The sequence below is a fragment of the Paenibacillus sp. Leaf72 genome, assembly GCF_001422685.1.
Lineage (GTDB): Bacteria > Bacillota > Bacilli > Paenibacillales > Paenibacillaceae > Pristimantibacillus.
Genome location: NZ_LMLV01000001.1, coordinates 497,032 through 520,601 on the forward strand (window position 1 = coordinate 497,032; position 23,570 = coordinate 520,601).

The following is a 23,570-nucleotide window of genomic DNA, read 5'->3' on the forward strand; positions in this document are numbered from 1 at the left end:
TTTTCCTGTCCGCATAAGATCCGAAACCAGATTAATAGCCAGAATAGCGGAACCTCTGTCCTTCAGAAAAGAGTTGAGCGTCCCCCGGCTGCGTTTTCTACGCAATAGTGTTTTCAGCATTCGTTTTTTAGCATTCGTTTTTTAGCATTCGTTTTTCAGCATTAGTGTTCTCAACAATAATGTTTCAGCTACAATGGCATGCTGCGGTTCCGTAAGCCTTGAATCGTCAGATGAGATTTTCCTCGAATAAGCGCTAAGCAAGGCGCTGCAACACGGCATCGGTATGCCTATACACCTAGCTGGCAACTGAAATGGATTTAATTATTTTGGTTTTTTTCTCCCCATTCACATAGCTGTTCCAAAACGGGTAATAGCGTTTCCGCTTTATCGGTGAGACTGTATTCGACTTTAGGCGGAACCTGAGGATACTCTTTCCGATTCACCAAACCATCCGCTTCCAATTCTTTAAGGTGCGAACTCAACGTTTTATAAGTAATCGTTCCAATCTGTCTTTTCAGATCATTAAAACGAACCGGCTGGTTTTCTGCCAGAAGATAAATGATAACCATTTTCCATTTACCACCAATAACTGACACTGTATAACCAAAAGGTGTATCTTGAATATTTTTAACTTTACCTTTATATTCAGCCATACTCATATTTACACTATCCTTTCGGGTAGTACCTATCAATAAAGTGCGTACTACGTTTTAATTTACGTTCAGTTTATACTAGCCTTACTTTGACGTAAAGGAGAACAAAACATGACTAATCAAACAATACGCCTGTTAATGCCGCAATGGCAAGGGGGCGACAACCCTAACTACTCTTTTGGAGCCGAACTGCTCGCTTGGCTAGCTCCGGACAATGATCAACCTCTTATTCATGTGCCCGTGCAAGCGTATGATGGCACTCCACTTGAAAACGAGAACGGTATAAAAGGGAGACAGCAGCTGCTTGAACAATTAGAGTCTGCTCAGCATATCATTAATGCCCATAAGCCAGATCGCATTATCATGTTTGGTGGCGACTGCTTAGTCGAACAAGCCCCATTTGCCTATTTGAACGAACGCTACGGTGGGGAATTAGGCTTAATTTGGATTGATGCTCATAGTGATTTAGTTAGATATGTGGGCTATGATAACGGACATACATTACCGCTCGGGAATTTGTTGGGAGAAGGGGATGAGGAGTTCGCAAAACATGTGAAAGTCCCTCTAAAGCCTGAAAATGTCTTTATCGCGGGATTAGCAGCTCCAACAGAGCAGGAATTTGAAGTCATTTCAGAAGCATTTCAAAGACTAGGAATAGCCCCTGTCGAACCAGACACCGAAATGATTCAAAGACTAGGTATTAAAACCGCAGGCACCGCAGAGCTATCAAGCAGCACGGAATCTATAAAGAAGTGGATTAAAGAAAGCGGCATTAAGCACTTAGCGATTCATCTCGATTTAGATGTGCTTGATCCAAAGGCATTTCGTTCTTTATTGTTCGCGAATCCCGAAGCCCCTTATCCTTATTCTCCTGCGGGAACGATGCTAATGCCTCAACTACTTCATCTGATTAAACAACTATCTGAAGAAACAGATGTAGTTGGATTAGGCATAACGGAACATTTGCCGTGGGATGCGATTAACTTGAAAAATCTGCTCGGAGAAATACCTATTTTTAATAAGTAATGTCATCATCGGTAATTATGATAGAACACTGATCAGCTTAATCATAAAATACACTCTCGTGCTTTATGTTTGCGAGGGTGTATTTTTTATGTGGCCGCAAATGCAAAAATCATGATTGGTTGGCGTTTCCATCCCCCATTCTCCCTCAACATCTTCCTGACACATATATATATTAATCTAAGTCTAGAACAACATCCCCCCATTTGAGAGGAGCTTCCCCCTATGAAAGCCAAAAAAACGATCGTCACCGTGCTCATCCTGCTTGCGGTGAGTGCAGGTGCCGTTCAATTGACCACGGCCAACAGCAGTAATGCCAACCCCGACGATAAGACGAATGAGGCAACTGCTCCAGCCCAAGTCCATAAGCAGAAAAAACCGGACAAACATCCCCCCTCCTCCCCGGTTTCTGAAAAGGCTAAGCCATCCGCTCATGCCGGGTCTGGATCAGGAGCGGGCATCAGCGTAACCGATCAGAACGGTTATACAATCTCGATCGAAGGCGGTTTTGACACGGATTCCGTGGACCATGGCAGACCCGTTGTTCTCATAGCTGCCGCGCTTGGCGTATCTACCGAAGTATTCCGTGAAGCTTTCAGCGGTGTAACACCTGCGGGCACCGAAAGCGGCGGCCCTACCTCTGAGCAGGCACAATCCAATAAAGCCGCTCTGCTGAAGGTGCTTGCTCCCTATGGCATTACCAACGACCGTCTGGATGAAGTATCGAACTACTACCGCTACAACGGCAGCAAGGGCGAGTTATGGACGCATACGGCGGCGACCGTTACAACCCTATTAACGAACGGCAAAGTGACCGGAATCAAAATCACAAATGCAGGTGCAGGCTATTCCTCCGCTCCTACGATAACCATCACAGGACCAACGGGCACCTTCTCCGCCACCACTACCGTATCCTATACAACGGATTTCAAGACAAACGGCAGTCTTACTGCGATTAAGTTAAATTAAAAAAGCAAAAAAAAGCTGCTATTGGTACTATACCGATAGCAGCTTTTTTGCTGATGCTTATTATCGCATCCCCTAGGATGTACGCTTGACTATTCAACGATTGAACTACAATTGTCTGGCCCCCGCCCTTTCGTCAACCACAATTGAGCGGCTTCGGGCAAGCTCTGCAGTATTCGGAGGACATTTCGTAATAAAAGCAGCAGGTTTGACGAATAGAGGTCAACATTTCTCCGGCCCTGCCTGCCTTGGTCGGTTTTGCAAACTTCGCAAGCGGGTTGCGGCGTTCTCCAAATAGGGCCGCTGGTGCAGTTTCTGTCATAAACTTAAAATCGTCATGAAGACGCTGTAGAACGGATGGCTCACTCTCCGCTTCCTCCAAACCATCCTCATATAGCGGAGCCACACGGACAAATGCATTTTCCCACAAAATCGCCAGCGGAACTTTGCCAGCTGCGGATAAAGAACGAAATAAGGGTGAAAGATGCTCCGCAAATAGCTGACGCAGCATCTGCTCCCGCCATTCCAGCCGTTTTCCCGCCTCTGGCTCAATAATCTCCAGTCCATCAATGCTCAAATTAGGAAACTTGGAGCCGCTCACCTTACTTTCACTTTCATCAGGCGAAGCCAGTCGGCAGTTATTTAACGTTAACGGCAAGCCCTTGTTATATACCGTCATCGCATACAAGACAGGTGCAACGTATAGAAAAGCATAGCGCTTCGCAAGCATGGATGCTGCTACTCTTCTCGTTGGCGCGCCTATTTCACTTGCTAGTCGATCCAGATAGGACTTACATTTCTCTAGGTCTAGCAAATCTTGGGCTGCAATGGAGAGAGCAGCAGGCGGTTCCTTTTTTTCAGGCGTAAACTTGAACATGGCTTCAAGCTCTTTCCACTGTGCAGGTGAAAGATTAACCGGCATGTTATCGCGTTCCAAGGAAAATTTCCGCAGTTCTATCCACAATCATATTAATCGCGATCGGCCCATAATAAGCAATCCATATGTTCGAATCTACTTCATATATTTGATTATTTTTCACGGCTTCAACACTTTTCCAAGTTTCCGTCTGCTGGAACTCCTCAACGACCTCCTTGAACATGTCGTCATGTACGAGGAAATAATGGTCTGCCCCTACTTCTGGAAAAGCTTCAAACGAAATTTGATAAGCCGTATCCTTCTCATCGAGCACCTGCTGTGGAGCAGACAAACCTAGATCGTTATATAAAATGTCCCCTGTGCGGTGGCTCGGCGTATGAATCCGTATGCCTTCATCACGTGGACGAATGAGCGCAACGGTCTGGTCTCCAAGCCTCGCCTTAAGCTCTTCCTTCAGCTTAGCTGTTTTCTCGTTATAAGCTTCCAGAACAGCACTCGCTTCTTCCGATTTTCCAACAATTTTGCCGAAGGTCGTTAAAGTATCGCGCCAATTCTCATCAAAATCGAGCATGATGGTAGGCGCAATTTTAGACAAGCTATCATATACTTTTTCCTGAAACTCTGTGCAAATGATTAAATCCGGTTCCATGGCAGCAATAGCTTCCAAATTCGGCTCATCCCTCGTACCGAGCAATTTAACATCCGTCAGCTTCTCGGATAAATACTCAGGGAAATCGGTTTTATCTGCCGCAGCTTTCACACTGCCCGCTGGCTGCTCGCTTAACGTCACCAGCTGGTCCACAAATTTAGTATCAAGCACCGCAATTTTCGTAGGATGCTGCTCCAGCGTTATTTCACCCTTTGCATGTTTAATAACGACCGGATAAGCTTGTTGTGCCGTTTGTGAAGCATTTGTATTTGATGAAACGGTGCTAGTTGGGCTGGCTCCTCCCGTATTGTTCCCCGAACCGTTGCCGGGCGCAGTTGCACATGCACCGAGCAACAAGATTAAGCTCAACATCAAACTGACCGCTAAAATAGACCCCTTGCTCCTATTCATTCCTAAAACTCCCCCGCTAATATGTTGATAATGATTATCACGCTCATTATTATAGGAGAGATTAGGACGGGAGCCAATGGAATATCCCGACACATAGGATGAACTTATGCGACTCTTTTGCCTATAATGCAGCGGGGAAACGCCACAAAACTTCTTAAATGCCCGGCTAAAATAATAACTATCCCCATAACCTACCGATTCCGCAATTACCTTTAGCGATAAATTCGTATTCAATAACATCGCTTGCGCATGGTCCATACGAATTCGAATCAAATATTCGAGCGGCCCAATGCTCAGCTTCGCCTTAAATAAGCGCTGCAGCTGCCTTTCGCTGCAATGAAGGGTACTTGCTATATCCTGAAGGCTGATGGGCTCAGCGTAACGCTCCTCCATAAACCGAATCGTCTGGCTAACGTAGTTTGGCTGGGCCATCGGCGTTCCCTCATGCGCATGGAGCTGCAGCAGGAGATCGTACACCAATTGGTGAAAAATAGCTCGCACATGGAATTTCTCCAATTGGGCATCAAGCAGCCAATAGGTGTGCATTTGCTCTATTTTGGCAAGGACACCAAGGGGATAGTTAGGAGCAAAGCCATATTGCATTTGGAAGGGATTATTGTCCCTATACACATTTAACAGCTCTTTGCGGCTGGGCACAGCGAGAACGGCTTTATAAAAAATCATATAATAATCGAATGGCTCAGCGACTTGGTTAATGTCGATCGTTGCGCCTTTCCCAGCGTGGCACACATAACAGCGATCGACGATATGCTCGGTACCGTCAATGAGGACTCTTGCCTCTCCAGCAACAGCTACCAAGAAGGCGCTCGCCGGCAAACGGAAACCTTGCACACTGTCACCCAATCGCAGCATAGACCGACGAACATCAAGCACCCGTATAGCCGCATGATTCCATAAGGGCAATTGTTCCTGCAACTTCATTATGTTCACCTTCCATGTCTATTTACAGCTTCCAACTCTTTCATTATAGTAAGAATCATTCTCATTATCAAAGAGTTTTTAAGCTGGTGCCAGCATAAAGGCTACAGCGACAGCCTAACGATTCGGCGATAATAACCAACGGCAAGCACAGCGAACACGAAATAAATGACCGTATACATCGCCATGGCAGCAGCTGCGGGAAATGTAATATCTGACAACGTCAGCGCAGAGGCGGCTTTCACGGCGACAATGGAATGGACCAGCCCGATTGCCAGCGGAATCGCGAATACAAATAGTTGTTTACGGATAATGCCGCCCATAATCTCTCGTTCCCCAAATCCAAGCTGGCGCAAAATCGTATAGCTCTTCCTCTCCTGCTCAGCCTCTGTCATCTGTTTAAAGTATAAAATACTGCCTGTTGCCATCAGGAATATAAACCCTAGAAAACCTGCTATAAAAATAATAAGCCCAAATTTTTGAAGCGACGCTTTGTAGTAAGTGTCAAAGTCCGGCCTGTTCTCAGCTGCCTTAACATATTTGGCGTAAAAACCGGATGCGACTGCCCGCTCGCTCTTGTCTGAAATTTGGTATGTATCTATTCGAATGGTCGCCTGTTCAGAAGCAGCAGGCAGCTGCTCACGAATCGCATATAACGTTGCTTCCGGCACGACAAGTTGACCGCCCGTTACGTTGTAGTTCATCGCATTACGATCGATGCCTTTCATAACCTTAATGGTGAGGGGGATTCCGCTGGCTTCAAAATCCACCGTTTGTGGAAATAGAACGGTATCCGGCTCCTTGCTTAACGCTGGCCGCTGGCCTTTGTACCAAACTGCCTCGCCTTGCCTAGGCAGGACATTATCGGCGCCGCTCCCCTGCAGTTGTTCTGCTGCGAGCAGCAAGAGGCTGCGTTCTCCTTCCCGGCTATTGCTAAAAGTGCCTGTCAGTCGAACAGCCTCAACCGATTGATGCTTAAACGTTAGCTTTGCCTGCTCCAGCTCCGTACGAAATGAGCGTGCAGCCTGACTACTATTTTCAAAAATAAAATCGTAAGGCAGCATCCCACGCGACTCGCTCTCGGCTGAATAATACAGCGAATAAGCGATTGCCACCATGGTTAGAGTCATCGCTGACAAAACCGTTATGAGCGTGAGCGAGCTCGCATTCGCATTCATTCGATGCATGACTGGAGCGAGGGACAAGCTGTTTTTCAGTCCAAGCTGTCCGTTCCTGCTCCTTCGAACCGAGTAAAGCAGCCAGCCAATCGTGACACGAAATAGCAGGTAGGTTCCGAGTATAGTCGAGGCAAGAATAATCAGCATTCGCAAAAACAGCCCTTGCCCAAGCGGTTGGCTAGCTAGCATATAGCCCGCCGCGATCAGCACTATGCTAAGCAGTCCCATCATAGCGGAGAAAGCTGCTTTGGGCTGTTTGGGATGCTCTCCCTGCCGGCCCGCCTTGAACAGCTCGAGAAGCGTAGTACAGTAAACTTTAAACACCATTTGTATCCATGTGAGCCCGATGAGAATGGCAAACACCATAGCCGTTTGAATAGCTGCCGAGCTTGAGAAAGAGACGGAGATAACACTTTCGATCCCGACCAGTTTCAGCAGAATAAGTAAAAAAAGCCGCGACGCGATTGCACCAACTCCAATCCCAAGGAGGAGTGCTCCTATTCCAAGGAGCATATTCTCGGCAATGAGCAGCAGCAGCACCCCTCTGCGCGTCAGGCCTATCAGCTGATACAATCCGATTTCCCGGCTGCGGCGCCCTAGAAAAATACTGTTCGCCTGCAGCATGAATATGACCACTATGGCCAGCAGCAGCAGCCCTGACACTTTAAACAACGATGCGAATTGAATATCTCCGAATATCGCGGTCATGATGGACGTATCATGCTGCAAGGTAGCGAATACAAAATATAGGGCTGTACTTGATATAAGCGCAAAAAAATAAAGATAATAATGCTTCATGTTTTTACGCATGCTGCGGATAACCAGTTCAAACAGTGTCAACGTGGTCACCTCCGAGCACAGCCTGCACATTCATTATGTCTTTGAAAAAAGCTTGCCGCGTTTTGCTGCCCCGGTACACTTCAGAATAAAGCATGCCGTCCTTCAAAAACACGACCCGGCTGCAATAACTTGAAGCTACCGGATCATGCGTAACCATCATAATGGTAAGGCTGCGCGACCGATTAAGCGTCTCCAGCTTTCCAAGCAGCGACGATGCTGCCTTCGAATCCAGCGCACCTGTCGGCTCATCTGCAAATACAATAGCAGGCTCGTGGATCAATGCGCGTGCGGCAGACGTCCGCTGCCGCTGGCCGCCGGAAATTTCATGCGGATATTTATGGGCAATTTCCAAAATGCCCAGCTCCGCAGCAATCGTCTGAAATGCTGCCTCAGCCGCTTTTTTATTCAACTTGCCTAGCGATACGGGCAGCAAAATGTTCTCTTTTACACTTAACGTGTCTAGCAAATTATAATCTTGAAAAATAAAACCAAGCTTATTGCGCCGAAAAATAGACAGCTCCGCATTTTTCATATTCGAGATGTCCGCATCTTCAACGAATATTTTGCCTTCCGTCACTTTATCAATGGTCGACAACACATTAATCAACGTGGACTTCCCTGAGCCGGAAGGCCCCATAATGCCGACAAACTCCCCTTCTACGACACGTAGATCGATCCCCTTAAGCACCTGCTGAACATTTCCTCTGACACCAAATGATTTACGGACCTGCTGCGCATGCAGCACGGTTTTTGGCAATTTGTTATGATTCATCTACATAGCCTCCTGCTCTGATCTAACATTCATTTTAGAGAAAAAGACCACACTCGTCGCTCGCATCAGATGACAAGCAGGAGGTTCTATGTGACACTATTGTCATATGAAACGGGCTTGATTTTAATATCTGCTATAACTGTCCTTTTTCCGCCCTTCATGTCCGAATAGCTTCGAACGCATTGCTTACAGGGAAGGTCATTTCCAGCGTTGTTCCTGCCTGCGGCCCAGACTGGACGGTCAGGCCAAGCCCGATTTTGTCCGCAACCGTCCGCGCTAAATAAAGCCCCAGTCCGGTTGCCGCATTTTGCAGCCTTCCGTTTCCTCCCGTAAACCCTTTATCAAAAATTCGCGGCAGGTCATGAGCGGCAATACCTGGTCCCTCATCTTTAATCGTGATTCTCACATGCCCTTCAGGCGCAACGGTCGTCGACAGAAGTATCGTACCGCCCTGAGGGCTGTATTTGACCGCATTCGTCAGTAATTGCCTCATAATAAAACGGCACCATTTGCGGTCCGTCCTGACGATTGCCTCTTCCCCCTCAAACGTTACGGCTATATTTTTCTCTACACACCAAGAGGCCAGCTCCCGGACTTCCAGAGCGGCAAGCTGCTGAATCCCAGCCTGTTCCACCACATAATCCGCCTCAAGCGCAGGCAGCCGTGAAATGTACAACTGCTGGTCAATGAGCAGATGAATGCGCAGCCATTCGGATTCGATTTTTCGCAGCGCCTGGCTGCTCCTATCGGCATCTATCGTTAACTTCATAGCGGTCAGCGGCGCTTTCACTTCGTGCACCCAAGCCGCCGTATAAACCTGCTCCACCGTGCGGGCCGCATAGCTATCTGCAAGCTTGTCCGAATACCAGTGACCTGCCGCTCGCAGAAGTTGATTTGTTGCTTCTTCATCATAAAAATAAGCAGGCGGCAGCGTTTCGATCCAGTCCTCCTCTATTTCTTCAGCCGTGCTTGCCAGTGCGCGCGCGTAGGCTGTTTCTTTTCGAAAGCGCCATCCTAAAAAAGCCAGCATTGCCAGCATGAGCAGGGCGTTCATATACAGCATCGAGACCGCTTGAATCGCAATGCCGTTGTCCAGCCAGATTAACAAATCCACGAACAGCAAAGAAAGCAGGTAGAACGCAATCCAGCTTTTTCTATCATATAAATAGCGGAGCAGCAACGCATTTCCCCCTCATAATGTGGCAGCCATGTAGCCTAGCCCTTTCTTGGTGACAATAGCTTCTTCCAATTGGAAAACCGCCAGCTTTTGGCGCAGCCGGGTTATATTCGCTGTCAGCGTATTGTCGTTGACGAATTGTTCATCGTCCCACAGCTTGCGAATGAGATCGTGGCGGGATATGATCGTATCCTTCGCCTGGACGAGCACAACGAGGATAAAAAATTCATTTTTCGTTAAAAGCACATCCTGTCCGTTTTTACGAATAAGGCCGCGCTTCATATCTATAATAGAGCCATTCCATTCGATCAAATCAGCCGCTGCTTCTCCATAAGCATAGGTTCTACGAAAAATCGCCTGAATTTGGGCCATCAGCACATCCATATGAAACGGCTTTTGAATATAATCATCTGCCCCCATATTCATCGCCATGACCATATCCAAAGGATGATCACGCGAGGATAAAAAGAGAATCGGCACTTTCGACACCGCCCGAATTTCCCGGCACCAGTGAAAGCCATCATACATGGGAAGCTGAATATCGATAATAACGAGTTGAGGCTGCTCTTTAATAAAAGTGTTCATCACATCATCAAACCGCTCTGGACTAGTGACTTGAAACGACCATTGCTCCAGCCTCTCCTTCAACGAACGAAATATGGCCTCATCATCTTCAATCAGCAGTATTTTCAAATCCACTAGAGCCAAATCCCTTCTTCCAAGTGTTGCGCAGCCTCGATGAACCTCGCCAACTAAAGGGCTGCTTTCTACATCATACCATTCCAGGTTTGCACACAAAAAGGGGCGGCAAATCATTGCCCCCCAATCATACCTTATTTTAGCAGCGTTACGCCGGAAGCAGCATCGTGAACAACAGCGCCGCCAGCTCCTGCTTGTTTAACACCCGCCGCGAGCCGTAATCAATCGCCCCGCCGGCTTCGATTACCTCCGGCCCATGCAGCTGCCATTTCACTATGGAGCTAACGGCGTCAATCGCCCATTTCGATGTGCCGGGCGCAAGCGGAGCAGTGGAATCCTGCGTCCTAATCCCCGTCATCGTCAGCAGGCGATAAACGATCGCTGCCGCTTCCTCGCGAAGAATAGGCCGGTCCGGCTCAAACAAGCCGGTCCCGCTCCCATTCAGCAGCCCCGCCTCAACGGCGGCTTGGATCGCTTTGCGATACGGGGAATGCTCGACGTCCTTAAATGAGGCCGGGTTCGTGGATTCAGGAATGCTCCATATCGCATTAAAAGCTTGGATGAAGGCGCCGCGGGTGACCGCCTGCTCCGGTTGAAACGGCTTAGACAAATCATCTGTCATAAGGCCAAGCGATTTCAATCCCAAAATGTAGCTGGCATAGGGATGACCAATCGATACGTCAGGGAAGCCTTCCTGGTGCTCGGGTATTTTTGCTGCGTAGCTGAAAAGGTTAGCATATTTCAGATAGCTGATTTTCCCATCCGCATCCTCCTTGAATGCAAGGGGATTGCCCTGCTCATCCACAAACAGCAAATCATCGACCTGCTTCAATAGTTGACGGCTGGAAATATCGCTTACGGTGAGAGTGCCGTCGCCCGTCGCTTCGACCTTCGTTAGCAGCTTGATGCGCAAATCCGAATACAAGCCTTCAAACTTGGCTAGCTCCTTCGCAGGCAACGGCTTAAAGTCTGCAGCAGGTCGATATATCGATGGTTGATCGGCGTAATAGTGGTCCATAAATGCGGCAAACAAATCATTTCGCAAATCCTGATTCGAATTATAGGAAACGAAAACACCGGTTTTGCGATCTGGCAGCAGCCAGAGAAGCGAGCTGAAGCCAAGTATATCGCCCCCCTTGGAGATGACGGCTTCCCCGTTCGTATGGGACGGAGCGACAGGCGCTTCAAAGCCGTATGTCATATCCGGAAAGTCCGGATCGATGGCGATATGATAGGTCGACATAGCCTTCACCGATTCGGGCGACAAAATAATCTTGCCGTCTTCCGCCCGGCCCTCGTTCAAGAAGGCTTTCATAAACAGCGCCATATCGGCGGCTGTCGATAACATGCTGCCCTCCGGCCACTCGCTCGGCGAAAAACCGTACACCGGAATAACGCCTCCCTCCGCATCATAAGAGGTGACAAGCCGTTCAGCTAGATCTTTAGTGAGGCTAAAATGGCTTGAGGTCATGCCTAGCGGCTCGAACAGATGCTTTTGCATATAGCTGCCGAAGGGCTCTCCACTTACCTGCTGGACGATGTAGCCTTGCAGCCTTGAAGCAAAATTATCGTACATATAGGAGGTTCCCGGCTGGCGAACGACTGGCGGAAATACAGCAAAGATGCTTTCCTTAAGGGAAATCGGCTTTTGGGCGGGATCCAGCAAATAACTGGCATCTGTAGGCTCACGCACTTCAAAGCCCGTCGTATGCGTCAATAAATTTTCGATCGTAACCGGTGTACTATAGGGGTTGTTTACTTTGTAACCATCCAAATATTTTTCAATATTATCTTGCAGCGATATTTTCCCTTGATCGACGAGCTGCATAACGGCAGCCGCCGTGAACACCTTGGAGACCGAGGCGATTCGAAAGGTGGAACTATTCGCATTTACCGGTGACTTCTTCGTCAGATCGTTTACACCGTAGCCTTTGGATACGAGCACTTTTCCGTCTTGTACGACGGATATTACAGCGGCCCCGGCTTTTTGCTGTATGGCATCCTGCTCAAAAAAAGCATCGAAAAAGGCCTCCACCTCCTTCGCATCGCGCGGACCGCTCGTCAAAGGGGTGGGGGACGCGCTGCTGACTGAGGCATTCTGATTAATGGAGGCAGACGAATGGGATTGTTGGCGCTGCGCATACGCGCTTGCTTCCCCTGTAAAAGTCAGCGTCAGAAGTGCCGCCAAAATACAAGATGTGATGCGGGTTCGTTTCTTATGATGGATCAATTAAAATCCTCTCCTTGCTTACCCTAATTTTGGAACTGGCTAGCTCTTTCAAATCATTACTGCCGCTCCAACACCTTCATTTTAGGGTTTACAGCCAACACCGTCGTTCGATTTAGATGATAAACAGGAGAAGAATGGTTACATTTTTGTCATGTACGCCTACTTTGAAGATTGAGCAGCGGCAGGGTTACAGGCTGTCAACAAAATTCAAATAAGCTAGCGCGTTTGATTCTAATTTGCTTGCAGACGTTTCCGCCGCTGCACCAGGTTCATTTTCACCCGGCTCCGCTTCTGTACCATAAAAAGCAAAATAGGAGCGATAATCAGCACTGCAATACAGGAAGGAAATTTCAAAAGGAGCCAATACTTGTGCAAGTGTGTAGCGATATTTTCCCTCTTCCCGATAATTCTCTTCTGTTGCTCCAGCGGATACCGCTAACGCCACTTTGCGATTTTTTAATTTGTCCCCACCTTTAGAACCGAAGGCCCATCCATAGGCTAAAACCTCATCCAACCATTTTTTAAGAAGAGGCGGACAATTAAACCAATAAATAGGGAACTGAAACACCAGATTGCCATGTGCTTCAACCAACTGCTGTTCTTTCTCCACGTCGATGTTTCCATCAGGGTAAACCTTATGCAATTCATGTATCGTATATTTTTCTGGATATTTCGCAAGCTCTTCTATCCATCGCTTATTGATGACCGATGCTTCTATGCTGGGATGTGTGACAATAACGAGTGTTTTCAATGAAAGCTCCTCCTAAAGTGTGATTGGCCTCTTGAGTATAAAGCGCACGCTGCAATTATGTAAGTACGCACTTTAAGTACAGCTACTTACCTCAAGGTTAGTGTCAATCAGTCATCACACATAGGCAGTTGGCTAGGAGCCGCTTATATTGCCGCATGTGCTTTCCGCAGCTCATCCTGCAATTTGGCAATAGGTACTTGAGCTGGCTCAACCTCAGTCAGTACCGCTAAAGCTGCCGCTGTTCCGGCTGCCTGTCCGGTTGCCATACAGCTCGGGGTCAGGCGAGTTGTTGCGAGCGCCTCGTGTGAAGTCGAGATGCACCTTCCCGCCGCGAGCAAATTGGGCACATTATGGGAGAGCAGACAGCGAAGCGGAATGTCATAAGCGCCATCACCGGAAATAAAAGCAGCGGTTACCCCTTTTCCGGTTGGGTCATGGATATCAATGGGGTAGCCACTGCGTGCTATAACATCGCTGTGCTTCCTCCCCTCTATCACATCTTCCTTCGTGAGTGAGTAATGGCCAACAATTCGCCGCGATTCCCGTATGCCGATTTGCGGAGCAACCGCTGAGATGGAAGCCCGCTCAAAACCGGGTACATCGCGCTGCAGAAACTCCGCCATCATCAACACCTGCCGTCGCCCCTCCTGTTCAGCAAGTGTCAGATCCTCGGCACTAGTCGCATCCAGCCCCTGCACCCGTGTACAGTTAATCAGCACCTCATCCTCGGCTGGCCCCGTAAAAAACAGAATTTGATCACGGTTAATGGGCACATTCGCCTTCTTCCAGTGCGAATAGAATCCGCTCACACCAGTCAGCGGTAGACCCGGCAGCTCTGAAAAAGGAGTTTTTTGATAAAAGTCCTCCGGGTGGTCCATCATATATTGCTTTACTTTATCCAAGTTAACACCGCGCATCCTGAACTTCATCGTCATCGGCTGTGCCTGTTGATCCAGAGCACGCCCATGAAGCGTTTCTGCCCCGGAAAGGTAAGCGACGTCCGCATCACCGCTCGCATCCACAAATACTTTGGCACACACTTCCGTTCTGCCAGACTTATTGGTTACATGTACAGCCTCAATAACGCCTTCCCTCACCCCAACCTCGTCCACCATACTATGAAGCAGCAATTTGACGCCAGCCTCGCGCAGCATATCTGCCGCAACGACCTGATAAATTTCCGGATGATAAGGCGTCAGCGTATGAACGAAACCGACCGTATCCCTGAGATGGCCAGGCGAGCCTCCGCGAGCCTGCAGCCGATCTACAATTTCCTGGGCGATGCCTTTAATGACCTGCTCGCCGCTGCTCGTATGGAATGTCATCCATGGATAGACCATTGCTGCCGTAGACATGCCGCCAACAAAGCCATAACGTTCGATCAGCACGGTTCTCACACCTTGCCGGCCTGCAGCAATGGACGCCGCTATTCCTGCAGGCCCTCCGCCAACAACGACAACATCTGCCTCTATTTTGTTATTCATTTCATCCTCCCTTTCGAAGCTGCACTTATTCCTTCAAGCCCGTCATGGCCACCCCTTCAATAAAACGCCGCTGGGCCAGAAAAAATACGATTAACAGCGGCACCGTTGCCATTACGGTTGCACTCATCAAATAATGCCAGGATGTGCCGACCTCATCCGTAAATAGCGACAGGCCAAGCGGAAGGGTCATCAAATGACGCGAATTAATGAAAATAAGCGGGTCAAAAAACTCATTCCATACCGTTACGAATGTGAAAATCGTCAACGTCGCCAGTCCAGGCTTGGCAATCGGCAGCATAATTTGTGCATAAATCCGAAATCGGCTACAGCCGTCTATCATCGCTGCCTCTTCCAGCTCCGTCGGCACCGTAATGAAAAACTGCCGCATCACAAAAATTCCGAACACTCCACCCGCCCCAAAGATCGGCAGCAGAATAAGCGGCAAATGCGTATCAATCCAATTAAGCTCACGCATGAACAGAAACATCGGAATCGCCGTTACCTCATGAGGAATCATCATCGCGCTGAGCAAAATCAGAAACAGGATATTTCGGCCCTTGAACGGTATTTTTGCAAACGCATAGCCGGCCAATGAGGCAAAAAAAACGGTGCCTAGCACAACTACAAACGCAATATATACACTGTTGAAATAAAAGCGGTGGAACGGAATCAGCTGGAAGACATCGACATAGTTTTGCAGCCGGAACGCAGGCGGGATCAGCTTCGGCGGATAGGTGAAGATGTCCTGCGGCTCCTTGAAGGAGGTAGACAGCATCCACAAAAATGGTACGAGCATAATAAGCGAGATGAAGCTTAAAAGGCTATAAACGCCAAACAGCGTCAGTGGCTTGCTAATGCCTGCATTAGGTGTCGCTTTCATTGAATACCCACCTTTTTCTGAGCTGCCATTGCAGCAGAGTCAACACAAGCACCACGAAGAACAGAACGAACGCCAGTGCTGATGCATATCCCATCTGAAACAATTTGAATGCTTTTTCCCAAATATAATACACCAGCACCTTCGTACTGCTGCTAGGCCCGCCTTGCGTCATGACATAAATTTGGCCAAATACCTTCAGAGAACCGATAATGGTCATAACGACGGTCAGAAATACAGTAGGCGTTATCATTGGCAGCGTTACATTAAAAAAGCTTTTGCCCTTGCCTGCGCCATCCAGCATCGCGGCTTCATACAAGGAGCGTGGCACCTGCTGAATGGCAGCAATAAAGAGCACCATGTTCAAGCCTACATTTTTCAAAACACTGGTTACAATAACCGATGGCATGGCCAGCTTCTCATCGTACAGCCACGCCGGCCCTCTAATATCGAGCAGCAGCAAAACCTGATTGATAAGCCCCGAATCCGTTGCGAACATATATTTCCAGACAATCGACCATACGATAAGAGAAGTCATGACGGGTACAAATATCGCTGTTCGGAACAGCCCAATCCCCTTGAAGCTTTTGGATAAAAGCAGCGCCAGCAGCAGGGCCAGCACAATATTAAACGGAACAAGGCCCACTGTAAAATAAAGGGTATTGCCGAACACTTTCCAAAATAAATGATCTGTCGCAATATTCCGATAATTGTGAAGCCCAATAAAGTGGTGTTCACCAAGCAGCGGCCAGTCCATCAAGCTCATATAGAAGGCCTGCGTCATCGGAAACAGCAGCAGCAAAGTAAAACCGAGTACCATTGGCGAAACAAACAGCCAGCCTGCAATTTGCGCCTCCCGGACAAGCGGCCCTCTTCTTCGTTTTTTGCCCATTTCCTTCATGAAGATAACACCGCCTTCTAGCTCAATCTATCCATTGCATTGCGGAACTCGCTGACCGTTCTCCGCAGCTGATCCTCCGTCTTCCCGACTACGATTGCACCCAGCATAATCGCACTAACACCAGCATTGCGCAGCACGGCTACATCGCCAGGTACAAGCCGCCGCTGTGATGGAATAACAACCGGAAGCCCCGAATGCTCTACTAAATAGCGATATTTCATCACATCTGCAAAGCTGAGCGGCGTCCCATATTCGCTTCCCGGCACAATTGAAGCTTCCAGAGCGGTAAAGCCGAACTGCCCTGCGCTCTGCACAAGTGTGAGATCATAATGTTCATTGATTGCAAACGTTCGGTCAAGGCCTAGCTCCTCCAACAGGAGCGAAGGAAGATGATGGGCATATATTGAATAGAAATCAAAGCCCAGCGGAGCCAGTCTTTCCATGTCTGGTCTGGTCACGCCTTCAAGGCTCCCAGCTGGCACAACACCGAATGGTCCGTCAAACTTTTCCCGTATGCTGTGGAATACCGCCTCGTATTCGTCAAGTGAACCAAAGTGCGTGCCGCTAGCACGATGGCCCACATTGACATGCACCTTCAGTGCGTCAGCGCCCTCATCGAGCGCAGCTTGAGCCAGCGCCACATCATTGGCGGGCAGGCTGATGAATAAAGATAGCTTATGCTTGTTGAACTGCTCCTTTAATTTTCCCAAATCCATCCACTCCCTTAAATTTTTTTGTAGAGCTAGGCGGCCCGTCAGACGGACTGTCCCCCTTATACGGCTGCTTATTTCAAAATAGCGTCAACTTCCGTTTGCATTTTTGCCAAGTTTTCCTGCGTGCTGCCCGATCTGCCGAACAGGCGGTCGAAGCCCTGAAGAACGGCGTTGTCGATGTCCTGCCAGCGAATATGCCCCGGAAGCATGCGGGCCTTCGGCATTTCGTCGATAACCGCCTGAGTAATATGCTCTGCTGGCGGGTTGTTCGGCTGATTCAGGAACGCATCCGAATGAAGCACTGAGGTGCGCGGCGGGACAAAATAAGTCGCTGTCGCCTCTATACCGGCCTGGCTAGCGAAATATTTCAGAAGCTTCTTCGCTTCCTCAGGATGCTTACTGTCCTTGAACAGCGTGTAGCCCGCCTGTCCAAGCATCGGCACACTGCCCTGCGAGCCGGACGGCATCGGCGCTATGCTCCACTCGAAGCTCGTAATCTCTCTTGCTTTCGATACATAGCTGTAGTTGTCGAAGAACATCCCGACGTTGCCCGCATCAAAGCTGACCTGCTCGCCAGCCTTCGGATGAGACTGGTCGGTGAACATCATGCGGCTCAGCATATCGAACGTTTCCAAGCCGTACTGGTCATTCCAGGTGAAAGCAGTTAAATCTGCGTTGAACGGTCCGCTGCCATTGGACCAGGAATAGGAGGATAAAATCGCCCATGTTTTCCAGTCGCGGAAAAAGTTCGCGCCATAGATGCGGCTTTTCGCATCGCTGTTTGAGATCGCCTTAGCGGATTGCTCGAATTGTTCCCATGTCCATTTGCCTTCTGAGGCAAGTAGGTTCGGGTCTGTCCATTTTGCTTGATCAAACAGCGTCTTGTTATAGAACATAACGACAGGCGGCGTCGAGAAAGGCAAGCCCAGCAGCTGCTCGCCGTCGCGGAATAGGTCAAGGGTGCTAGGAATGTAATCGCCCAGCTTAAAGTCCGCGTCATTTTTAAATTCGGATACATCCGCCAATATGCCATTTTCCTTAAACTGGGGGATCATCCGCTCGGATACCCATGCGATGTCCGGCAGCGTCCTTCCGGCTGCCAGCACTGAAATTTTCTGCTGATACTCGGCGAACGGCACGGATTCCATCACCACCTGAATACCCGGGTTCTCCTGTTTGAAGCCAGCAATGAGCTTGTTGTACACATCCATATGCCCCTGATTGCCCCACATTAAAAACGTTAATTCGATGTCCTCCTTCTGCTCCGTACCCTTGTTTACAACGTTGCCAGAGTTCGTACTGCTGCAGCCGACAGCTATTACAATCGGTAAAATGGATAGAAGAGCCCGACTCGCTTTTTTCATAAAATCCCCCTTAGCAGCCATTAGTTTGTATTCCCTACTTAAGTATAGCGGTGGCTGTTGCCTTCCTTAAACCATGCAAATTGCAGAAATGGTGCGTTTTATTCCTCTATTTTCTTATCGCGGCTCATCTAAAAGCTGGAATCGGTAAATTGATCGCGATACTCGCCTGCTGTCTGACCTGTCTGCTGCTTGAATACAAGCATGAAATGCTTCGGGCTTTGGTGTCCGGACAGCCGTGCCACATCATAGATTTTCAGCTGCGTATGCACCAGCAGCCACTTCGCCCTTTCCATGCGCGCCTCCAATACATATTCCGAATAATTGACCCCCGTCTCGTTCTTAAACAGCTGGCTCAAATACGTCGCATTCAGGCTCACTTGGGAGGCGACGGTTTGCAAGCGTAAATCCCCGTCAATATGCCGTTTTACATACTCCCTGATGTCGCGGATAATTTTGCGAGTATCTCCGCCACTTCCCGTCTGTTCCAGATCTGCGGCTGCGGGCAGCGAAGTAGAAACGCCATACTTGCGATCCAGAAGCAGCTGGGCCTTTCGCATTGCAGCTACAAGCTCGTGCCGCTCAATCGGCTTCAGCAAATATTTGAACACGCCATATTCTATCGCCCTTTGCGCATATACAAACTCCCCGTAGCCGCTTAAAATAATAACGATCAGCTCCGGATACATTTGCTTCACCTTTCCCATCATCACCAGTCCGTCCATCTCTCTCATCCTGATGTCGGTGATCATGACATCGGGCATGTCACCCTTTAAATAAGCAATTGCCTCGCTGCCGCTTGCAGCCTCTCCCGTTACCTCAAACGAATGGACCGACTGATGGATCAGTTCCCGCAAGCCCTGGCGTATAACCGTTTCATCCTCTACGAGTAAAACCTTATACATGCTTCCCAGCCCCTGTCTCTTAAAGTGGAATCGTAATCGTAACTGCGAAGCCCCGTCCCGGGCTGCCATCCACTGTAAGGCTGCCGCCCTTGTCATACATAAGCACGATGCGCTGGAAAATATTGCTTAGCCCCAATTCATCGTGACCACTGAGCTGCAGCGACTGATTGTCCGTGTGCTTGCCGATCGCCTCGTTCAGCTCCTCTATTTCCGTCTCGCTCATTCCTTTGCCATTGTCCCGAACCGTAATAAGCAGCTCATCCTCGAAACGCAGGGCAGAAATCCAGATCGTGCCTCCCTCTTCTCGATCATCTATGCCGTGATAGACTGCGTTCTCAACCAACGGCTGCAAAATAAGCTTCGGTATAAGGCAGTCCTTCACCTCATCTTCAATTTCGTACAGTACCTGCAGCTTGCCACCATACCGGACCTGTTGAATCCGCACATAGGAATCTACAAAATGGATTTCCTCCCAAAGCTGAATCCGTCTGTCCACCTTATCGATGGTGTATCGAAGCAGCTTGCCAAGGGCGGTCACCATATCAGACACCTCGGCATGCTTGCGCTGAATGGCCATCATATTAATCGACTCCAGCGTATTATAAATAAAATGCGGGTTGATTTGGCTTTGAAGCGCAGACAGCTCCGCTTCCTTCTCCCGCATGCCGAGTACAAATACCTCATGAAAGAGACGATTGATTTCCTCCATCATTTTGTTGAAGCCGCGCCCAAGCTGACCGAACTCATCATTGCTTAGCATCGTTACCCGCTTATTGAAATTCCCCTGCTCAGCTCGGGCCATCGCCTTCTTCAGCTCAATAAGCGGCCTTGTAATACGATAGGAAAGCAGCACGGCCAGCCCTGTAACCATTCCGACGCAAACCGCAGCAAACCATAGCGTAAAAGTCATCATTTCACGCGACTCCTTCTGGATAACGGCGATCGGCGTCAAGCTGATTACGGACAAGCCTGTATAGGAGGAATGATGCTGCACGAATAAATAATCGCGGCTGCCAAGCTTTTTCTTTTGCCTGTTCCTCATTTCCTGCAGCTGACCATCCTTTAACAGCTCGCCATAGGCGGAAACGCCGCCCTCCTCCACTCGCTCGAATATGAATCGCTGCCGGTCATCGACGATCAAAAGGCTTGCCTCCCGCTCAAAATTCAGATTCGATAAAATATGGCCGAACGCCTCCACCTTGACGTCAATAATCATGTAGCCTAATCGCACTAGCGTTTTAGGCTCTCTTATAACTCTTGCGACTGAAATATAGGACTCCGAGCTTGGGCTGCTGTAATAGGACGGTTCATGAGGCGGGATGATTGTCCATTCTCCATCGGATTGAAACAGATCCGAAAACCATGAATCCCGCCTGCTGTCCCATACCGCATCGGCTGACATCGCATCTACGTTCGAAAATAAAATGCCGCTGTTGCTAATTAGATGAATGCCGCGGATTTCAGGTCGGTTGTATGCTTGCCCAGATGTATACAGCTTCATTTTCAAATAATCGTCGGATAGCACCCAAGTCCCCGAGCCCATCGGCCCGTTGTATTTCGCCAGAATGGACAACACCATCTGATCATACAACGGCATAAGCGATAATCGTTCCAGGTCTTTCAGCATCCGATCAAGATTGGTGTTGATCTGTTGAACAATGTCGATGGTAAATTGTTCCGTCTTGTGATTAACCGTTGCTGAGAAATGACGATACGTCACCATACCCTGCAGGCTTAAAGGCAGCAAAATAAGCACGCTGAATAGGAGCAGCAGCTTAGTGCGCAAATTGCTTTCACTCAGATGACCCTTGAACCACTGATGCAAGAATGTCAAGATAATCAAGCTTGTCTTCCCCCTGTCGTGAATGGATAGGTCCTCCATTTCTTATTTGAAGTTTATATTATAATGGGAGAGGAATGAATCCTATCCCGTACCATTCGGAAAAGGTATGGAATATTTAGCAACAAAAAAACCACGCCTGTTGGACATGGTTTAGTCATAGTATAGTTGCTTGCTTTTGCGGTGAATTCTTGATCTACGACCTAACAAAAAAAGGCTATCCCTCACTTCCCCTTTCTATAAAATAATGGTTTATGTCCAGTCGTTGACTTGAACACTCTGCCGAAATGCGTCACGCTTCCGAAGCCTACCTTCCTCGCAATCAGATTGACCTTCATCGACGATTGCTCCAACAGCTTCTTCGCCTCCTTGATCCTGACGCTGTTCAAATACTCCACGAACGTAAAGCCTGTTGCCTCTTTAAAAAAACGACTTAAATAATAGGGGCTGACATAAAATCTCTCTGCTAGCGGATGCAGCGACAGCTCTTGCATATAATGACTGTTGATATAGCGGACAACCTCCGAAATTCTTTCATGCATTGGACTTGGCGACTCTAGAGGCTCGATGCTGTTTTGTCTAATATGCCGGCAGCAAATAAGAAGCAGCTGTAGAACCAAAGTCTGCGCATACATCTCGAAGCCAGCTTTTTTATCCTGAATTTCCTCGATGATACGGCTTGAGAGGGCCTCGATGGATAGCCTGTCCTGCAAAGAGCATTTAACTATCATGTACTCCTGCTCAAACAGCGGCTGCAAAGTATTCATATAGGAACCATTAGCCGAGGCCATTTCATGCTCATGAATATTAATAATGAGCCGCTCATGCTGGGGCGTTTCCGTATTGGTTGTCCGGTGTAAAATATTAGGAGAGATAATAATAACATCCCCTTCGTTGATCACCATCGTCCTGTCCTTAATGAAAAATTCCCGTTTGCCAGACATTAAATAAAAGATTTCATACGTACTGTGAAAATGGCTGGCTGGCATATTGTGGCTTAACGCCCTCCGGTGGGACACCAAAAAAGTCCCGTCCCTATTTTCAAATTGAAAATCTCCCATCCAAAGCTCCGCCTCTCTTCTCAGTCTGTCATTTTATTATACGCTTCTGCTTATTTCCTGCAAGATATAAGAAGAATGATGGCATTTTCGCAAAAAATGTACATTTTCCTCTGCTAAAATAGGCTTAATACGAGAAGGAGGAATGTACCTTATGCAAGAAACCCTTTCCCCCATTCAATGGGCAGAGAAGGCCTGCGAGGCGTTGATGGCCAAATTTGAGCCGGAATTGCTTCCGCCGGACCGTTTTCACTATCATCAGGGCGTATTTCTGTCGGGTATGGAGAAATGCTGGCAGCAAACGAAAAAGGACAAATACAGCGAATATATTAAGCGGTGGGTAGACAGCCAAATTCTCTTAGATGGCAGCATTAAGAAGCACAAGCCAGATGAACTGGATGACATTCAGCCCGGTGTCCTTCTCTTTAGATTATATGAGCAAACGGGTGACGAACGGTATAAAAAAGCTTTACACACCCTCGTTCCCCTATTAAAATCTTGGAAAACAAATCCGTCGGGCGGCTTCTGGCACAAGGAGCATTACCCGAATCAAATGTGGCTGGACGGATTATATATGGCGGGCCCGATTGCCGTGCAGTTTGGCCAAACATTCGGCGAAAGCGACTATTTTGATCAAATGACCTTCCAAGCGCTATTGATGGCGAAGCATACCAAGGACCCGAAAACGGGTTTGCTTTATCACGGATGGGATGAAACGAAGGAAGCGGCTTGGGCCGATCCGGTTACAGGGCTAGCGCCAGAGTTCTGGGGCCGGGCAATCGGCTGGTACCCTGTCGCTTTGCTGGAAATGTTCGAATACCTGCCTGAGGATCATAAGGATAAAGCAGCGCTAGTCGCTATCCTTCAGGACCTGCTCATCGCGCTGACTAACTTCCAAGATGCTTCGACTGGTTTATGGTATCAGGTTGTTGACAAACCAGACGAGCCGGATAATTGGCTTGAAAATTCCTGTACGGCCTTATTTGTTCATGCCATTGCCAAAGCGGTGCGCTTCGGCTATCTCGATGCCAAGTATTTGCAATATGCTTGGAAGGGCTATCAAGGCGTAATTGATACGCTCAAGCTCGATGAGAACGGCAACGTCATCATCGGCCAAATTTGCATCGGGACAGGAATTGGCGACTACGCCCACTATATCGCCCGCCCTACTAGCGAAAACGATCTGCATGGCGCAGGCGCTTTTATCCTCATGTGTGTAGAAATGAGTCTTGCGGAAAAGATAGCGTAATTATGCAAAAAGCTGGA

At 48.4% G+C, this 23,570-nt stretch carries 20 protein-coding genes; 3 read left to right on the forward strand and 17 right to left on the reverse strand.

Annotated elements, in window-relative coordinates; all coding sequences use genetic code 11:
* Positions 1-317: 317 nt before the first annotated feature.
* Complete coding sequence (locus ASF12_RS02295; RefSeq protein ID WP_056029051.1) at positions 318-659, reverse strand: winged helix-turn-helix transcriptional regulator; 342 nt, start codon at positions 657-659, stop codon at positions 318-320.
* Positions 660-764: 105 nt separating this feature from the next.
* Here ASF12_RS02295 and ASF12_RS02300 point away from each other — a divergent pair, with 105 nt between their 5' ends.
* Together ASF12_RS02300 and ASF12_RS02305 are read left to right on the forward strand one after the other, a co-directional pair.
* The gene (locus ASF12_RS02300; protein WP_056029053.1) at positions 765-1,679 is read left to right on the forward strand and encodes an arginase family protein; all 915 of its coding nucleotides are present in this window, start codon (positions 765-767) and stop codon (positions 1,677-1,679) included.
* 222 nt (positions 1,680-1,901) lie between these two features.
* Positions 1,902-2,645, forward strand: a complete 744-nt coding sequence (locus tag ASF12_RS02305; RefSeq protein WP_056029055.1) for a hypothetical protein — start codon at positions 1,902-1,904, stop codon at positions 2,643-2,645.
* A gap of 133 nt (positions 2,646-2,778) precedes the next feature.
* On the opposite strand, the gene ASF12_RS02310 is transcribed toward ASF12_RS02305, so the two are convergent.
* From ASF12_RS02310 to ASF12_RS02385, 16 genes are all read right to left on the reverse strand, one after another.
* Positions 2,779-3,564, reverse strand: a complete 786-nt coding sequence (locus tag ASF12_RS02310) for an IucA/IucC family C-terminal-domain containing protein (protein WP_056029057.1) — start codon at positions 3,562-3,564, stop codon at positions 2,779-2,781.
* Between the two features lies 1 nt (position 3,565).
* On the reverse strand, positions 3,566-5,521 hold the full coding sequence (locus tag ASF12_RS02315; RefSeq protein WP_056029059.1) for an AraC family transcriptional regulator: 1,956 nt from the start codon (positions 5,519-5,521) through the stop codon (positions 3,566-3,568).
* Between the two features lie 101 nt (positions 5,522-5,622).
* Positions 5,623-7,545, reverse strand: coding sequence for an FtsX-like permease family protein (locus ASF12_RS02320; protein WP_235533017.1), 1,923 nt, complete (start codon positions 7,543-7,545; stop codon positions 5,623-5,625).
* Positions 7,523-8,308 carry an ABC transporter ATP-binding protein gene (locus ASF12_RS02325; protein WP_056029063.1) on the reverse strand — a complete coding sequence of 262 codons (786 nt, stop codon included), beginning with the start codon at positions 8,306-8,308 and terminating at the stop codon, positions 7,523-7,525. Before ASF12_RS02325 ends, ASF12_RS02320 begins: the two co-directional genes overlap by 23 nt.
* A 157-nt stretch (positions 8,309-8,465) precedes the next feature.
* Entirely contained in the window at positions 8,466-9,488 is a 1,023-nt protein-coding gene (locus ASF12_RS02330) for a sensor histidine kinase (protein WP_056029064.1), read from the reverse strand.
* Between the two features lie 12 nt (positions 9,489-9,500).
* A complete protein-coding gene (locus ASF12_RS02335; protein WP_056032683.1) occupies positions 9,501-10,178 on the reverse strand; it encodes a response regulator transcription factor in 678 nt (225 codons plus the stop codon).
* A 154-nt stretch (positions 10,179-10,332) separates the two neighbouring features.
* Positions 10,333-12,414, reverse strand: coding sequence for a serine hydrolase (locus tag ASF12_RS02340; RefSeq protein WP_056029066.1), 2,082 nt, complete (start codon positions 12,412-12,414; stop codon positions 10,333-10,335).
* A 187-nt stretch (positions 12,415-12,601) separates the two neighbouring features.
* On the reverse strand, positions 12,602-13,165 hold the full coding sequence (locus ASF12_RS02345; protein ID WP_056029068.1) for an NAD(P)H-dependent oxidoreductase: 564 nt from the start codon (positions 13,163-13,165) through the stop codon (positions 12,602-12,604).
* 143 nt (positions 13,166-13,308) lie between these two features.
* Positions 13,309-14,649, reverse strand: coding sequence for an FAD-dependent oxidoreductase (locus ASF12_RS02350; RefSeq protein WP_056029070.1), 1,341 nt, complete (start codon positions 14,647-14,649; stop codon positions 13,309-13,311).
* Positions 14,650-14,674: 25 nt separating this feature from the next.
* Positions 14,675-15,529, reverse strand: a complete 855-nt coding sequence (locus ASF12_RS02355; RefSeq protein WP_056029071.1) for a carbohydrate ABC transporter permease — start codon at positions 15,527-15,529, stop codon at positions 14,675-14,677.
* On the reverse strand, positions 15,513-16,427 hold the full coding sequence (locus ASF12_RS02360) for a carbohydrate ABC transporter permease (RefSeq protein WP_056029073.1): 915 nt from the start codon (positions 16,425-16,427) through the stop codon (positions 15,513-15,515). The genes ASF12_RS02355 and ASF12_RS02360 overlap by 17 nt, the downstream gene beginning before the upstream one ends.
* A gap of 17 nt (positions 16,428-16,444) precedes the next feature.
* Positions 16,445-17,143 carry a hypothetical protein gene (locus ASF12_RS02365; RefSeq protein WP_063892458.1) on the reverse strand — a complete coding sequence of 233 codons (699 nt, stop codon included), beginning with the start codon at positions 17,141-17,143 and terminating at the stop codon, positions 16,445-16,447.
* Between the two features lie 68 nt (positions 17,144-17,211).
* Positions 17,212-18,504, reverse strand: a complete 1,293-nt coding sequence (locus tag ASF12_RS02370) for an ABC transporter substrate-binding protein (protein WP_056029077.1) — start codon at positions 18,502-18,504, stop codon at positions 17,212-17,214.
* A gap of 128 nt (positions 18,505-18,632) precedes the next feature.
* Positions 18,633-19,406 carry a response regulator transcription factor gene (locus tag ASF12_RS02375; protein WP_056029078.1) on the reverse strand — a complete coding sequence of 258 codons (774 nt, stop codon included), beginning with the start codon at positions 19,404-19,406 and terminating at the stop codon, positions 18,633-18,635.
* Positions 19,407-19,425: 19 nt separating this feature from the next.
* Positions 19,426-21,249: a sensor histidine kinase gene (locus ASF12_RS02380; RefSeq protein ID WP_162241879.1), complete on the reverse strand. Its 1,824-nt coding sequence runs from the start codon at positions 21,247-21,249 to the stop codon at positions 19,426-19,428.
* Positions 21,250-21,470: 221 nt separating this feature from the next.
* On the reverse strand, positions 21,471-22,307 hold the full coding sequence (locus ASF12_RS02385; RefSeq protein ID WP_056029080.1) for an AraC family transcriptional regulator: 837 nt from the start codon (positions 22,305-22,307) through the stop codon (positions 21,471-21,473).
* 151 nt (positions 22,308-22,458) lie between these two features.
* Here ASF12_RS02385 and ASF12_RS02390 point away from each other — a divergent pair, with 151 nt between their 5' ends.
* Positions 22,459-23,553 (forward strand): glycoside hydrolase family 88/105 protein, encoded by a 1,095-nt coding sequence (locus ASF12_RS02390; RefSeq protein WP_235533018.1) that lies wholly within the window; start codon positions 22,459-22,461, stop codon positions 23,551-23,553.
* Positions 23,554-23,570: the final 17 nt, after the last annotated feature.